At 65.7% G+C, this 15,250-nt stretch carries 10 protein-coding genes; 8 read left to right on the top strand and 2 right to left on the bottom strand.

The window, feature by feature from the left end:
* From infB to ribF, 5 genes are all read left to right on the top strand, one after another.
* A partial coding sequence (gene infB, locus ACMO6A_RS01820) for a translation initiation factor IF-2 (protein WP_418470695.1) occupies positions 1 to 2,457 on the top strand: 2,457 nt, incomplete at its 5' end.
* A gap of 295 nt (positions 2,458 to 2,752) precedes the next feature.
* A complete protein-coding gene (rbfA, locus tag ACMO6A_RS01825; protein WP_009307206.1) occupies positions 2,753 to 3,190 on the top strand; it encodes a 30S ribosome-binding factor RbfA in 438 nt (145 codons plus the stop codon).
* Between the two features lie 9 nt (positions 3,191 to 3,199).
* The gene (locus tag ACMO6A_RS01830; protein WP_021410722.1) at positions 3,200 to 4,216 is read left to right on the top strand and encodes a DHH family phosphoesterase; all 1,017 of its coding nucleotides are present in this window, start codon (positions 3,200 to 3,202) and stop codon (positions 4,214 to 4,216) included.
* Positions 4,204 to 5,226 carry a tRNA pseudouridine(55) synthase TruB gene (gene truB / locus ACMO6A_RS01835; RefSeq protein ID WP_195493639.1) on the top strand — a complete coding sequence of 341 codons (1,023 nt, stop codon included), beginning with the start codon at positions 4,204 to 4,206 and terminating at the stop codon, positions 5,224 to 5,226. Before ACMO6A_RS01830 ends, truB begins: the two co-directional genes overlap by 13 nt.
* Positions 5,210 to 6,133: a riboflavin biosynthesis protein RibF gene (gene ribF, locus ACMO6A_RS01840; RefSeq protein WP_021410712.1), complete on the top strand. Its 924-nt coding sequence runs from the start codon at positions 5,210 to 5,212 to the stop codon at positions 6,131 to 6,133. The genes truB and ribF overlap by 17 nt, the downstream gene beginning before the upstream one ends.
* Before the next feature lie 4 nt (positions 6,134 to 6,137).
* On the opposite strand, the gene ACMO6A_RS01845 is transcribed toward ribF, so the two are convergent.
* Entirely contained in the window at positions 6,138 to 8,201 is a 2,064-nt protein-coding gene (locus tag ACMO6A_RS01845) for an LTA synthase family protein (RefSeq protein WP_021410716.1), read from the bottom strand.
* Positions 8,202 to 8,498: 297 nt separating this feature from the next.
* On the opposite strand from ACMO6A_RS01845, the gene ACMO6A_RS01850 reads away from it, so the two are divergent.
* The 3 genes from ACMO6A_RS01850 to ACMO6A_RS01860 all read left to right on the top strand — a co-directional run bounded on the left by ACMO6A_RS01850 (position 8,499) and on the right by ACMO6A_RS01860 (position 13,723).
* Entirely contained in the window at positions 8,499 to 10,598 is a 2,100-nt protein-coding gene (locus tag ACMO6A_RS01850; RefSeq protein WP_195493653.1) for a sodium-translocating pyrophosphatase, read from the top strand.
* A 261-nt stretch (positions 10,599 to 10,859) separates the two neighbouring features.
* Positions 10,860 to 12,419, top strand: coding sequence for a sensor domain-containing diguanylate cyclase (locus ACMO6A_RS01855; protein WP_195493640.1), 1,560 nt, complete (start codon positions 10,860 to 10,862; stop codon positions 12,417 to 12,419).
* On the top strand, positions 12,416 to 13,723 hold the full coding sequence (locus tag ACMO6A_RS01860) for a GGDEF domain-containing protein (protein WP_114550957.1): 1,308 nt from the start codon (positions 12,416 to 12,418) through the stop codon (positions 13,721 to 13,723). The genes ACMO6A_RS01855 and ACMO6A_RS01860 overlap by 4 nt, the downstream gene beginning before the upstream one ends.
* A gap of 106 nt (positions 13,724 to 13,829) precedes the next feature.
* Here the strand turns inward: ACMO6A_RS01860 and gdhA are convergent, their stop codons facing one another.
* A complete protein-coding gene (gene gdhA / locus ACMO6A_RS01865) occupies positions 13,830 to 15,161 on the bottom strand; it encodes an NADP-specific glutamate dehydrogenase (protein ID WP_114550447.1) in 1,332 nt (443 codons plus the stop codon).
* Positions 15,162 to 15,250 lie beyond the last annotated feature (89 nt).

Raw genomic sequence — 15,250 nt, forward strand, 5'->3', positions numbered from 1 at the left:
GCCCAGCGAGCCGAAGGCTCGTCCGACGACGGGCGCGCGCAGGGCGCCGACGGAGAAGGCGGCCCGAAGAAGGCGCCCGTTTCCTCGCCGTTCGAGAGCCTGGCGAGCCAGATCGAGAGCGAGAAGGAACGCGTGGCCCGCGAGGCTGCCGAGGCCCGCGCCCGCGCCCGCCAGGCCAAGATGGCTGCAGAGGTGGCCAAGAAGCAGGCGGTGGAAGAGGCGCTGCGCAACCGCAACGCGAAGGGCTCCAAGAGCGCTTCGAGCGCGTCGGCGCCGAAGAGGCCCGCGCCGGTGCTGGGCGCCAAGAAGCCTGCGTTCGACTCGCTGCTGTCGCAGATCGAGGCCGAGAAGCAGCGCATCGAGGCGCAGAAGCAGGCTGCTCCCGCCGCCCGCGACGCCGCGCGCAAGGGCTCCAAGCCCGAGCGTCCGGCCAAGAAGGGCAAGCGGGGCGGGCACGTCGAGCAGATCGTGCCCGAGCTCGAGCAGCAGGCAGCCCAGCCCGAGGACCGCTACGCGCAGATGGCCGTGCAGGCCGAGAAGCTGCAGCGCGACAAGGTGCTGGCAGAGGCTCGTGCCGCCGTCGCCGCCGCGTCCACGCATGAGGGCGAAGGCCGCCGTAAGAAGCGCAAGGAGAAGCGCGAGGCCGAGAACCGCGAGCGCATGGAGCTGGAGGCCATCGAGAAGGGCCTCGATCCCACGCTGGTGCTCGACGATTCCGTCGTGGAGATCCCCCAGGGAGCCACGGTGGCGAAATTCGCCGAGATCCTGGGCGTGCAGCCCAACGACATCATCAAGCGCCTGTTCATGCTGGGTCAGGTGCTCACCCTGACGCAGTCCATGAGCGACGAGCTGGTCGAGCTCATCGCCGACGACATGGGCCGCAAGGTGCGCGTCGTGTCTCCGGAGGAGGAGTATGCGGTGGTGTACCACGACAAGGACGAGGACCTCAAGCCCCGCCCGCCCGTGGTCACCGTCATGGGCCACGTCGACCACGGCAAGACGTCGCTTCTGGACGCCATCCGCGACACGGGCGTCGTGGCCAGCGAGGCCGGCGGCATCACCCAGCATATCGGCGCGTCGGTGGTGGAGATCGACGGCAAGCAGATCACGTTCATCGACACGCCGGGCCACGAGGCGTTCACGGCCATGCGCGCCCGCGGCGCCCAGGTCACCGACGTTATCGTGCTGGTGGTGGCCGCCGACGACGGCGTCATGCCGCAGACCATCGAGGCCATCAACCACGCGAAGGCGGCCGAGGTGCCCATCGTGGTGGCCGTCAACAAGATCGACAAGCCGGGCGCGAATCCCGACCGCGTGCGTCAGGAGCTGGTGGAGTACGGCGTCATTCCCGAGGAGTGGGGCGGCACCAACATGTTCGTGGAGGTGTCGGCCAAGCAGCGCCTGCACATCGACGACGTGCTGGAGACGATCATCCTCCAGGCCGACGTGCTGGAGCTCAAGGCCAACCCCGACGCCGAGGCCTCCGGCTTCGTCATCGAGGCGAACCTCGACAAGGGCCGCGGTCCCGTGGCCACCGTGCTCGTGCAGCGCGGCACGCTGCACCCGGGCGACGTCGTGGTGGCCGGCACCTCGTACGGCCGTGTCCGCGCGCTGGTGGATCCGCATGGCAAGCACGTCGATTCGGCCGGTCCCGCCGATCCGGTGGAGATCTTGGGCCTGAACAGCGTGCCCACCGCCGGCGACGAGTTCCGCGTGTTCGAGGACGAGCGCGACGCCCGCAAGCTGGCCGAGGAACGCGCGCTGCGCGCCCGCCTGGCCGAGCAGGAATCCAAGAGCCACATGAGCCTGGACGACCTGTTCAACCGCATCGAGGAGGGCAAGCAGACCGACCTGAACCTCATCGTGAAGGCCGACGTGCAGGGCTCCATCGAAGCGCTGCGCGACGCGTTCGAGAAGATGGACCAGTCCGAGGTGCGCATCAACATCGTGCACTCGGCCGTGGGCGGCATCACCGAGACCGACGTCACGCTGGCCTCCGCTTCCGACGCCATCATCATCGGCTTCAACGTGCGCCCCACGGGCAAGTCGAAGCAGCAGGCCGAGAAGGAGAAGGTGGACATCCGTCTGTACAGGATCATCTACCAGGCCATCGAGGAGATCAACGCGGCTCGCGTGGGCCTTCTGTCCCCCGACATCGTGGAGGAGGACACCGGCATCGCCGAGGTGCGCGAGACGTTCAAGGTGCCGAAGGTGGGTACGATCGCCGGCTGTTACATCGTGGAAGGCGAGATCCATCGCGACGACAAGGTGCGCATCGTCCGCGACGGCACCATCATCTTCGAGGGCGTCATGGAATCGCTGCGCCGCTTCAAGGACGATGTGAAGTCCGTGAAGCAGGGCTACGAGTGCGGCATCGGCATCGAGAAGTTCCAGGACCTCAAGATCGGCGACCACATCGAAGGTTACACCGTGAAGGAAGTCGAGCGCACCGAGTAAGAAGATGAACCTGCGCCGCGGCGTCGCGGGGTAATGCCCAGTCGCTCAGACAGTCCTGCTCGCTCGGACAGCCCGCAGGGCTGTCCGGCTCGTGCGGAACTCGCTTAGTGGGCACCACCCCGCAACGCCGCTATGGCAACCTTGTGGTTACCGTGGCGGCGTTGCGCTTTTCGGGGAAATCGCCTCGCGATATGCTGAACTTCGGGGCTGATCGGCGGCTGCCGAGGTCACTCGGTTAGCTAGAAGCCCTTTGTTCCACCTGCAAGGTTCGCCTTTATCGGTAAGGAGACGCATCATGAAACAGAGTTCATCGAACCGCAAGGTCAACGAGCAGGCGCGCGAGGTTATCGCGGGAATCCTGCTGTTCGAGATATCCGATCCCCGTCTGGAGTTGGTCACCATCACCGGATGCGAGGTCAGCTACGACCGCAGCGTGTGCAACGTGTTCTACACCACTGAGCCCGATCGCTACGAGGACGTGGCGGCGGCGTTCCAGAAGGCGTCCGGCCGTATCCGCTCGCTCATGGCGCGGAAGCTGTCGTGGCGCATCGCGCCGGAGCTGCGCTTTTTGCTGGACAAGAGCGTGGACGAGGCGGAGCGCATCGCTTCGGCTCTCGAGCGCGACGCGGCGCGCAACAAGGTGGCGGCTCCCACCGACAGCGACGTGCCGGCCGACGCCGATATCATGGCCGACCGCGAGGCACAGGCTCAGCAGGCATCCGAAGGCGAATAGGGAGGCTCCATGGCGGTCACGCCCCAGACGAACACCGACCTCGGCGCTATAGCCGAAGCGCTGAGGTCGCGCGACGACTTCATCATCTGCGGGCATGTGAGCCCTGACGGCGACTGCCTGGGCTCCCAGCTCGGTTTGGCGGCGGCGCTCAAGGGTCTCGGCAAGCGTGTGACCTGCTTGCTCGCGAAAGACGAGCCCATCGACGAGCGTCTTGGCTTCCTGCCGGGCGCGGCCGAGCTGGTTCCGGCGGCTTCGTTCGACGGCATCGCCCGCACGTTCGTCGCGGTGGACGTCCCCACTCGCGAACGCATCGGAGAGGCGGCCGCCGCGCTGCTCGAGGGCTGCGATCTGACGGTTACGGTCGACCACCATGCGGTGGACTCCACTATGACCGACCTCGTATACGTCGATCCCGACGCCGCCTCCACCACGATGCTCGTGTGGGAGCTCGCGGGCCTGTTGGGCGCGGAACGCGCCGGCGACGTGGCGCAGTGCTGCTACACGGGCCTCGTCACCGACACGGGGCGCTTCCAGTACCAGAACACCGATGCGGCTGCCATGCGCGCCGCATCCGAGATGGTGGAGGCGGGCGCCGACCCGGCGTCGGTGTCGCGCGCCATCTTCCAGAACCGGACGCTGCCGTCCGTGCGGCTCGAGGGCATAGCTGTCGAGCGCATGACGTTCGGCGCGGGTGGAGCCTATGCGTTGAGCTGGCTTTCCTGCGACGACTTCGAGGCAACGGGCGCGGTCAAGGCGGACGCCGAGCCCATCATCGACGCGCTGCGCTCGGTTGCGGGCGTGCGCGTGGCCTGCATGCTGCGCGAGCAGGGCGACGTGGTGCGCGGCAGCCTGCGCGCCAAGGACGACACCGACGTGGCGGCCGTCGCGCGCTCGTTCGGCGGGGGAGGGCATGTGGCGGCGGCTGGGTTCACGCTTTCCTGCACCCTCGACGAGGCTCGTCGCTTGGTCGACGAGGCGCTTGCCGCGACGTTCGCCTTGGATGAGGAGGGGGCGTGCCGCGCGTGAAACGGGGGCTATCGGGGCTGTCGCTGGTCGTCGGGGTGAACAAGCCTGCCGGCATGAGCTCCCATGACGTGGTGAACCGCTGTCGCTCCATCTTCGGAGAACGTCGCGTCGGGCACACGGGTACGCTCGATCCGATGGCTACCGGCGTGCTTCCCATCTGCGTGGGTCCGGCGACGCGTCTGGGCGCGTATCTGACCGGGCACGACAAGCGCTATCGCGTGTCCATCGCGTTCGGTGCGGGCACCGACACCGACGATGCGGCGGGAACGGTGGTGCGCACGGGCGAGGTGCCCGACCGCGTGCTGGATCCGGAGTTCGCTGCCGCATTCGTGGCGAGCCTCGTGGGCAGACGCAAGCAGATGCCGCCGGCGTACTCGGCCATCAAGGTGAACGGGAAGAAGTCCTACGAGGCCGCGCGCGCCGGCAACATCATCGACCTCGCGCCGCGCGACATCGAGGTGTACGACGCGCGGTTGCTAGGTGTGCACGAAGGGGACGGGGAAGAGCTTCCCTCGTGGAACGTGTCGTTCGAGGTGTCGAAGGGAACCTACATCCGCTCGCTCGCACGCGACGCGGGCGTGGCGCTGGGATGCCCGGCGCACGTGGCCGCGCTCGAGCGCACGGAGCTGGGGCTGCTCACGCTTGAAGAGTGCGTGAGCCTGGAGACCTTGGCCGACCTCAAGGACCGCGCTGCGCTCGATCCGGTGCGCCTGCTGGGCGTGCGGTTCTCCTATGCGCAGGGCGATCTGGCGAAGAAGGTGGCGAACGGGGCGCAGCTTCCGGCTGCGGAGCTTCCGCTGTTCGAGCGCAGGAGGACGACGTCCGCCATCGAGATGTGCGCCTGCACCGCGGGCGTGCGCGAAAGCTGCGAGCCGCCGCGCGACGGCGAGCTCGTGGCCGTGCTGACCGACAACAAGCTCGTCGCGCTGTACGCGTACGACGAGGGGCGCGCTCGGTTCGAGACGCGCTGCGTGTTTCAAACGGGGGTGTCTCGTGGCAGAGATATATAAGGTCGACGCATCGTTCGACCATGGGTTCTTCAAGGGCACGTCGTGCGCGTTCGGCGTGTTCGACGGCGTGCACCGGGGGCATCGCTACCTGCTGGACTGCGCCCGCTCCACCGCGGCCGAAACCGGCGGCGCCAGCGTGGCGCTGACGTTCGACATCGATCCGGACGAGGTGTTCCATCCAACGCGGCTCAAGAAGCTCATGACGAACGAGGAGCGCGTGCGCATGCTCGCGGACAGCGGCGTCGACGTCGTCGCGGTGCTGCCGTTCACCCGCGATTTCGCCGCCTCGTCTCCCGAGGAGTTCCTCGTGCAGACCTTCGACGGCACCGTTCCGTCTTTCCTGCACGTGGGCTACGACTTCAAGTTCGGCGCGCGGGCAGCGGGTACGGTGCGCGACCTCGACTCGTGGGCGGCCGTGGGCGGCACCAGCGTGCAGGCGCACGACCTGAAGAGCGACGACGGCGCGCCCATCACGGCCACGCGCATCCGCCTGCTGTTGGCCGGCGGGGACGTTGAAGAGGCGAACCGTCTGCTGGGACGCCCGTACTTCATGACCGGCGTCGTGGAGCCGGGTCGCGGGGAAGGAGCCGATATGGGCTTCCGTACCGCGAACCTCGTCGTGCCCGATCAGATGCGGCCGCTGGGCGACGGCGTGTACGCCGCCTATGCGCACGTCGACGGCGTGCGCTACAAAGCCGCCGTGAACGTGGGCGTGGCCGCCACGTTCGCCGACCGCGCCACCGCCACCTGCGAGGTGCATCTGCTGGACTTCTCGGGCGATCTCTACGGCAAGCCCGTCAAGGTGGAATTTCTCCATTGGCTGCGCCCTATGAGAAAGTTCGACGATCTGGACGAGTTGATAGCCACCGTGAAGGGCAACATAGCCTGGGTGCGCGAGAACCTGTAGCTCTTTACTTCACCGCCCAGGCCGAGTCCTTGTTGAAGAGGTTGTCGTACTGGACGGTTGCGTACGCTTGCAGCGCGTCGAGCACGCCTGCCGCCTCCTCGTTGCCGAATCCGTGCCAAATGCCGTCGGCCGTGAGGAATCCGTTCAGATTGATGGCGGGGACGGCTTCGCGCATGGCCAGCAGGAAGCGCTGATAGCTCGTCGTGGGCAGGCCTGCGGCCTCGACGAGCCTCGACCCCAGGTAGTTAAGGCTCGTGCGCTCGTGCGCGACGCCCTGAGGCTCGTGCGCGCCTTGCGCGCGGGCTGCGTCGTTCGCCCAGATGAGGTACGGCACCGTGTAGCGCTCCTGCACGGCCTCGAGCCCCAGGTCGTCTGCTGCAGCTCCGTCGTGGGTCGCCTCGAACAGCCAATCGCTGAAGCCCGGCTGGTGGTCGCCGAAAAAGCATAGCACCACGGGGCGGTCGAGAGCGTTCAACCGATCCACGAGGTAGGCGAGGTCGCGATCCGCCTGGCGTATGACGCTGGCGTACTCGTCCAGCTCCGACGACCTGCTGCCGTCGCCTAAGGGCACGCTCACCGCAAGCTCGTCGGACAGGCCTCCTACGTCGTAGCCGCCGTGGTTCTGCAGCGTCACGTCGAACACGAACTGCGGGCCTTCGTCGGCTTCCAGCAGGTCGAGCACGTAGTCGTAGGTGGCGCGGTCGGTGGTGAGCCCGCGCAGCGTGTCGGCGTCCGCGAACGCCCGCTGGTCGGCGAACTCGTCGAAGCCCAGCTGCTCGTACACGCGGTCGCGACGCCAGTTCGTACTCTCGGCGGGGTGCACGGCATGGGTGGCGTATCCGAGCGACGAGAAGTACGACACGAGGCTCTCCGTTCCGTCAAGGTCGTACAGCACGTAGGGGTACACGCCGCCGCCGAGGTGCCCCATGCTCGATCCCGTGAGGAACTCGAACTCGCTGTTGCACGTGCCCCCGCCAAGCGCCGACGCGTATGCGTCGCCCGCTTCGAGCGCCTCGGCCGCGATATCGTAGTAGTGGGCGGGACGCGCGTCGGTGCCGGCCAAGCCCGGGTAGCGCGAGAGGTCGGAGAACGTCTCGTTCATGATCGCGATGACGGTAGGGGCTTCGGCGCCGTCCGGCATGCTCGCGCTATCGTCTGAGAGCGAGCGCAGCAGGTCCGAAACGGCATCGGCATCGTATCCTTCGGGGCGTGCAGGGCTCAGATCCTGCACGCGTTTGAGGAAGCACAACGCCGATCCCTGCTCGGCGTACGACTCCTTCACGCCCCACACATCCACCGTGCAGGCGTAGGCTTCCTCGATGTCGTACGTTCCTATCCACCAGCCGAAGCAGCTTGCCAGCGCTAAAGCGCACGCGCCGTTCGCCACCGCGCGACGCGGAGTGGCCGCCACTTTCGGCAGGAAGGCGATGGCCGTCGAGGCGATCGCGAACACGGAGGCGGCCTCCAGCAGGCGCGCGTCGAGCGCGAACGTGTAGCCCGCACCCACCGAGGCCGCCGTCGACAGGGCGAACACGTCGGCGGGCACGATGGGCTGGCCCTTGAACAGGATGACGAAGTGGTTCGCCGTACCGGCGAGGAGGCAGGCGGCCAAGAATGCGACGACGGCGCCGCGGGTGCGCTGCCCGGCCGCGTACACGATGGCGAACAGCGCGCCCAGAACGCACAGGTTCACCGCGGCGTAGAACGGATCCATGGCGAGCAGCTGATCGTTCCAGGGACGCTCCAGAAGGTAGAATCCTATGGGAACCGCTAGCAGCAGCACGATGGGGCGGGCAAGGCGACAGCGCTCCAAGGCCCGCTGGGAACGCCGGCCGCGCAGCAGCAGCGCGCAGCCGCAGCCCAGCAGCACGGCCGCAGCGCCCGCCACGGCGAACCAGGGCGCGTCGGAGAAGCCGCTGGCGGCGTACAGAATCAGGAACAGCGCCGCTAAGGCGCACAGAACCGCACCGACGAGGTCGCAGGGCGCGGGGGACAGGCGAGCGCGCAGGTTGGAAAGAAGCGCAGCGGCCGAGGCGAGCGCCGTTTCGAGGCGCCGACGTACGGTCATAGATACTCCTATATATGCAATCGTAACGTGTTCGTAAACAAGGGTAAGAAGTGCATGATAGCGGTTTGGGCTCGATCGCGCATTCCGATCCGCCAACGGTTGTAAAAGTTCTTGGCGCTGACCGGGCGATTCGACCCAACTGACAAAAAACCGTGATTTCGACTTCACATTATCTGCAAATATCATACAATAGTGCAGTTGCGTGCGACTTTCCCGCTTAGAATGCCCGGCGAAAAGGTCGCACTATTGTATTGGAACGGAAAAAGGAGGAGACACGTGACTACTGCAGTCGCATGGATGGCTCCCGTGTGTGCCCTGATCGGCATTTGCATGGCGGCCTACCTCGGTTCCTGGGTTCTGAAGCAGGATCCGGGTCCGGACAAGATGAACAGCATCTCCATCAAGATCCAGCAGGGCGCCAAGGCGTTCCTCATGAGCGAGTACAAGCTGCTCGTCATCTTCATGGTGGTCGTCGGCATCATCATGGCGGTCGCCCTGTCGCCCATCACGGCGCTCGCGTTCGCCACGGGCGGCGTGATGTCGGCTGCCGCGGGCTACGCCGGCATGCACGTCGCCACGCGCGCCAACACGCGCACGGCGCATGCCGCCGAGCAGTCGGTTGCCAAGGCTTTGAACGTCAGCTTCAAGTCCGGCCTGACCATGGGCCTGTGCGTTGCTTCGTTCGCGCTGCTGGGCCTGTCGCTGTGGCTGCTCTTGCTGGTGTTCGGCATCGACATCGTCGAAGTCGCGCAGATGCATGAGAACATCGGCATGGTGGAGGGCTTCGCCACCGGTGCTTCGGCTGTGGCTCTGTTCGCCCGTGTGGGCGGCGGCATCTACACGAAGGCGGCCGACGTGGGAGCCGACCTCGTGGGCAAGGTCGAAGCGGGCATTCCGGAGGACGACCCGCGCAACCCGGCCACCATCGCCGACAACGTGGGCGACAATGTGGGCGACGTCGCGGGCATGGGCGCCGACCTGTTCGAGTCCTACACCGGTGCCATCCTGGCTCCCACCATCCTTGCGGCAACGTTCGGCGCGCTGGGCGGCTACTTCGCCACGGGCGACCTGGTGTGGGCGCTGGTCACCCCCGTCATCATCGCGGGCTGCGGCATCCTCACGTCCATCATCGGCCTGTTCGCCGTGCGCGCCAAGGAAGGCGCCGCGCTGCACAAGGCTCTCAACCGCGGCACGTACGTGGCCGCCGGCATCGAGATCGTCGTGATCTTCTGCCTGTTCTTCATCTGGAACTCCCAGTCGGTCGAGGCTCAGCCGCTGTGGCTGTTCGGCTCGGTGCTGTGCGGCCTCGTCGCCGGCCTTGCCATCGGCAAGATCACCGAGTACTTCTGCTCCGACAAGTACAAGCCCGTGCATAAGATCGCCGACGCCGCCGATACCGGCGCTGCCACGGTCATCATCGAGGGCATCGGCACGGGCATGCTGTCCACCATCGCTCCCATCGTGCTGGTGGCGCTCGCTATCATCGGCGCGTACACCTTCGGCAACATGGCGTTCCCGAACGCCGCTGCCGACGGCGGCATCGCCGTGGGCCTGTTCGGCGTCGGCCTGGCCGCCACCGGCATGCTCTCCAACACCGCCATCACCATCGGCGTGGACGCGTACGGCCCCGTTGCCGACAACGCGGGCGGCATCGCCGAGATGGCGGGCCTGCCCGAAGAGGTGCGCGACCGCACCGACGCCCTCGACGCCGTGGGCAACACGACGGCCGCCATCGCGAAGGGCTTCGCCATCGCGTCCGCGGGCCTGTCGGCCATCTCGCTGTTCGTGTCCTACCAGGCCACGATGCACCATTCCATCCCCGACTTCGCGCTGACGCTCACCGACCCGCTGATCGTGGCCGGCATCTTCATCGGCGCCATGATGCCGTTCATGTTCGCGGCACTCACCATGGGCGCCGTGTCCCGTGCGGCCCATGCCATGGTCGAGGAAGTGCGCCGCCAGTTCCGCGAGATCAAGGGCATCATGGAGTACAAGGCCGAGCCCGAGTACGACAAGTGCGTGGCCATCTCCACCTCTTCCGCCCTGCGCGAGATGATGCTTCCGGGCTGCCTCGCCATCGTGGTGCCGGTTCTCATCGGCTGCTTCAACCCGGCCATGCTGGGCGGCTTCCTTGCGGGCGCCGTCGCCACCGGCATGCTCATGGCCATCTTCATGTCCAACGCCGGCGGCGCGTGGGACAACGCGAAGAAGTACATCGAGCAGGGTCATCATGGCGGCAAGGGCTCCGAGGCCCACAAGGCGGCTGTCGTGGGCGATACCGTGGGCGATCCGTTCAAGGATACCTCCGGCCCGTCCATGAACATCCTCATCAACCTCATGACCATCGTCTCTTTGACGTTCGCCCCGTTGTTCATCATGCTCCAGGGGATGTTCTAAGAGCTTCGCTTCCACGATGCGCATGATTCGGAGGCCCCGGCGATCGCCGGGGCCTCCGTGCGTTGTGTGTCGATTTGGGATGCAGCCAGATGGGCTTCCTCGGCGCGAACCGGCCGAGATTTCTGAATGCGGACGGTCTCGCTTGGACGATGCGCTTTCGAATAATCCCGGCGGAGCGGGCATTCCGATCTTCGCTCATGCCTCGAAGAAGAAGGCGTATGTTATGATGCCACCATCGGCGCGCATGAGAAAGACGACGTAATGGCGAAAACAGCAGGCAAAAACCTGAGAACAACGCGGTTCTCGTTCCGGCGCATGGCCTTGTACGGAGTCGCGCTCGCGTTGGCGCTGCTTATCGCATCCGCCGTGATGGGCGCGGTTCTGGCCGTGCGGGATATGCGCGATCAGGCCGACGTATCGCTGACGAACGCCAAGGCGCGCATCGAGTTGAGCGTCGCGGAGTCTTTCAAGCTGCTGGAATCGTTGGCCGAGCAGCCGACGCTGTACGATCGCTCCGTCCCGGTCATGGACAAAGTGACGATGCTCGACCAGGTGAACGAGCATTTCGGCTACTTCCTGCTATGCTACGTCGATGACGAGATGAACGTGTGGGACGTGACAGGATCGGCGAGCCTCGCCAGCCGCGATTTCATGCAGAAATGCTATTCCACGGGTCAGAGCTTGGTCACCGACAGCTTCGCGGCCGGCGCCGACGGCGTGACGCTCAACTACGTCGTGCTCGCGCCCCTCTTCGACGGCGGGGAGATGACGGGATCGTTGTTCGTCTCGCTGTACTTCGACGATATGGTGCGCATCCTCGCCGAGAGCGCCGTCGGCCCCGATGTGGGATCGGTGCTCATCGGAAGCCGGGGCCAGACGATGTCGGCCACGTCGGGTTTCGTGTACGACGACATGTTCCTCGACCCGCTTCGCAGCAGCATCGCGTTCGGTATGACCGCCGATGTCGTGGAGCGGGAGCTGATGGCGCTCAACCCGGTGTCCTTCTGGACCGTAGACGGATTGGATGTACGATACTACACGGCCGTTCCTATCGCCGATACCGCATGGGACGCCGTATGCGTGACGAGCTTCTGGGACGCGTACACCAAGGTCATGGCCGCGCTCGCTCCGCTGATCGCCGCCGGTTTGGCGATCGTCGCGGGCGTGTTCCTGTTGCTTCGTCGCGATTTCATGTGTCAAATGGAAAACGCCCGCATGCTTGAGAAGTCCGTCGAGGAGCTGCAGAGGAAAGTGTACGACGATGGGCGATCGGCTGAAGCCGACATCGCCGACATCCTCGAGCTCACCTCGTCGGGCCTGTCCGACGGGCTGACCGGCACCGTCACGCGCTCGGTGTTCTCCAGCAAGCTGGCGAGTGCGCTCGAGAACGCGCGGGACAGCGGATCCCTGTACGTCCTGTGCTTCATCGACCTCGACGACTTCAAGACGATCAACGACACGTACGGCCATGCGACCGGCGACGCGGCTTTGAAATCCATCGGCTACGCCCTGCGCGGCTACGAGCGGCGCTACGATGGCATGGTGGGACGTTACGGCGGCGACGAGTTCGTGATGCTCATGACCGACATCGACGACGAAGGCGAGCTGCACGCCGTGCTCGACGAGATGGTGGGCGACCTTCATGTGGACATCCAGGTGGGCGACGCGGTGGTCTCGGTGCATTGCAGCATCGGCGCGGCCGTGTGGGACCGGGTTTCCGACGCCGATGCGCTTTTGGGGCAGGCCGACAACGCTCTGTATAGCGTCAAGCAGCATGGTAAGGAAGGGTATTTCGTGTTCGGCGAAGAGGATGCGCAGTGAGACGCCGCAATGTGGCGACCGCGATCGGCTTCGCCGGGTTCGCGTTGATCGTCGTTGCGCTGGTAGGCTCTTTGGGCGCCTTCGTCTACGGAGAGATGGGCGCTATGCGCCAGCGCGACGCCCTGAATCTGCTGAACTATTTCCAGCAGGCCATGGTTACGAAACTCTACGACGAAGTGAGCCCGGTCGACGACCTCGCGGCCGCCTTCGAGGTCGATCCGGACGACGAAGCCTGGTTCCCTCGCGTGGCGGGCGAGCTGCTCGAGCGCGAGGAAGTGTCCTACGTCGCCTACGTGCGCGGCGACACGATGGCCTACGCCTATCCCGAGGAGGAGTTCGGGGATACCGTCGGCGACGATCTCGCCTCGTTCTCGTACGTGTACACGCTGGCCAAGTGGACCGACGGCTTCGTGGTGGAGAGTTCGGTCGAGCTGTCGAGCGGCGAGAACGTCTTCCTGTTCGTCAGGCCGGTGAACGTGGGCGGTTCGTACTACGGCGAGGCGGTGGTGGGCGTCAAGGAGTCTTACGTGCTCGAACAGCTCGACTTCGCCTCCCTTGAGGAAGCGGGGTATCTGTACGAGCTATGGTCGGTCAGCCCTCAGGATGGCAGCAAGGACGTGATCGCCGCTTCGGGTGGCTCGCACGATTTCTCCCATGCGGCGAAGTCGACGTTCAACATGCCCACGCAATGGACGCTGTCCATTATGCCCGAGCAGGGTTGGATTCCCCGGGAATGGTCCATCTTCCTGGCCGTGGGCGTGATCGTGGTCGAGGCGCTGATCTTCGGACTGGCCTTCGCCTTGCTCGCCCTTCGACGTGCGCGTCGGTTTCATGCCGAAGCCGTGCGTCGCGACGACGAGACGGGGTTGCTCGCCTATCGCGCGTTCGTCGACGAGCTCGAACGCTCCGCCTGCCGTGATGAGGCCGTTCCGTTGACGATCGTCTGTCTTATGGTGGACGGTTTCGAGCATGCGGCGCTGTCGTTGGGACCGGAGGCCCGCCGTTCGTATCTGGAAAGCGTGAAAGGCGAGATCGACGAGGTGATCCAGGTTCAGCACGTGGCTGCACGCGTGAGCGCGGGCTGCTTCGCGATCGTCATCCGCGATTACGTCGATCGTGGTTCGCTCGTCGATCTCATGCGCGCTCTCGAGCTGGCGTTGCTGTGGAAGGTGCGCATCGACGGCAGGAAGACGTTCTGCGCGGTTCGGTCGGCCGCCGTGCGCTTCCCGGAGGACGGCGACGATCCCGTCGCGCTCGTCGAACGTACGGTGTCGCTGCTGGAGCGCGATCGGCCCGATCGGTAAGCGGGCGACGGCCGAGTTCGTCCTGCGCGTTGCATGGCAAAAAGAACGGGCCCCGTCCTGAGGACGAGACCCGTTTCCGCGCGCGATGCTTTCCGAGCTGCCGCGACTACACGATGCCCTGGGCCATCATGGCGTCGGCGAGCTTCTTGAAGCCCGCGATATTGGCGCCCATGACGTAGTTGCCCTCGTGGCCGTACTCCTTGGCAGCGTCGTCGGCTGCATGGTAGATGTTCTTCATGATGCCCTGCAGCTTGCTGTCCACTTCCTCGAACGTCCAGGACAGGCGCTCGGAGTTCTGGGACATCTCCAGGCCGGAGGTGGCCACGCCGCCTGCGTTCGCCGCCTTGCCCGGGCAGAACACCACGCCGTTGTCCATCAGGTAGTCGGTGGCGTCCATCGTCGTGGGCATGTTCGCGCCTTCGGCCACGATCTTGCAGCCGTTGGCCACGAGCTGCTTCGCATCCTCGATCAGCAGCTCGTTCTGCGTGGCGCAGGGCAGGGCGATGTCCACGGGCACGCTCCACACGCCGCGACCCTCGTGGTACTCGACGCCTTCCTTGCGCGCGGCGTACTCGGAGATGCGGCCGCGCTCCACTTCCTTGATCTGCTTCACGAGGTCGAGGTCGATGCCCGCCGGGTCGTGGATCCAGCCGGTGGAGTCCGACATGGTGACCACCTTCGCGCCCAGCTGCTGGGCCTTCTGCGTGGCGTAGATGGCCACGTTGCCCGAGCCGGAAACGGCGACGGTCTTGCCTTCGAAGCTGTCGTCGTGGCAGTTGAGGTACTCCTGCACGAAGTAGATCAGGCCGTAGCCGGTGGCCTCGGTGCGGGCCAGCGAGCCGCCGTAGGACAGGCCCTTGCCCGTGAGCACGCCTTCCCACACGTTCTTGATGCGCTTGTACTGGCCGAACATGAAGCCCACCTCGCGCGCGCCCGTGCCGATGTCGCCGGCCGGCACGTCGGTGTCGGCGCCGATGTGGCGGAACAGCTCGGTCATGAAGCTCTGGCAGAAGCGCATGATCTCCATGTCGGACTTGCCCTTGGGGTCGAAGTCGCAGCCGCCCTTGCCGCCGCCCATGGGCAGCGTGGTCAGGCTGTTCTTGAAGATCTGCTCGAAGCCCAGGAACTTGATGATGCCGAGGTTCACCGACGGATGCAGGCGCAGGCCGCCCTTGTAGGGCCCGAGGCAGCTGTTGAACTGCACGCGGTAGCCGCGGTTCACGTGCACGTTGCCCTCGTCGTCCACCCAGGGCACGCGGAACATGATCGCGCGCTCCGGCTCGACGATGCGCTCGAGCAGTCCGGCCTTCTCGTAGGCGGGGTTGGACTCGATGACCGGCTTCAGGGATGTGAGCACCTCGGTGACGGCCTGGATGAACTCCGGCTCGTTCGGGTTCTTTTCCTTGACCTGCTCGATGACGTTATCGACGTAACTCATCTTGGCGGACCTCCATTCACGTGTATTCATACTAGGCTCATTATAAAGACCGAATTGCGATGGTTGCGCTTATTTAAACGATTCGAAAC

The organism is Eggerthella sp., from assembly GCF_048329335.1.
GTDB classification, from domain to species: Bacteria; Actinomycetota; Coriobacteriia; order Coriobacteriales; family Eggerthellaceae; genus Eggerthella; species Eggerthella lenta.

Excerpts from the sequence above, each read along its gene's own strand:
- ACMO6A_RS01850 (WP_195493653.1), top strand. The coding sequence starts at position 8,499 with ATGGCTCCCGTGTGTGCCCTGATCGGCATTTGCATGGCGGCCTACCTC.
- ACMO6A_RS01845 (WP_021410716.1), bottom strand. The coding sequence starts at position 8,201 with ATGACCGTACGTCGGCGCCTCGAAACGGCGCTCGCCTCGGCCGCTGCG.
- gdhA (WP_114550447.1), bottom strand. The coding sequence starts at position 15,161 with ATGAGTTACGTCGATAACGTCATCGAGCAGGTCAAGGAAAAGAACCCG.
- rbfA (WP_009307206.1), top strand. The coding sequence starts at position 2,753 with ATGAAACAGAGTTCATCGAACCGCAAGGTCAACGAGCAGGCGCGCGAG.
- ACMO6A_RS01830 (WP_021410722.1), top strand. The coding sequence starts at position 3,200 with ATGGCGGTCACGCCCCAGACGAACACCGACCTCGGCGCTATAGCCGAA.
- ACMO6A_RS01855 (WP_195493640.1), top strand. The coding sequence starts at position 10,860 with ATGGCGAAAACAGCAGGCAAAAACCTGAGAACAACGCGGTTCTCGTTC.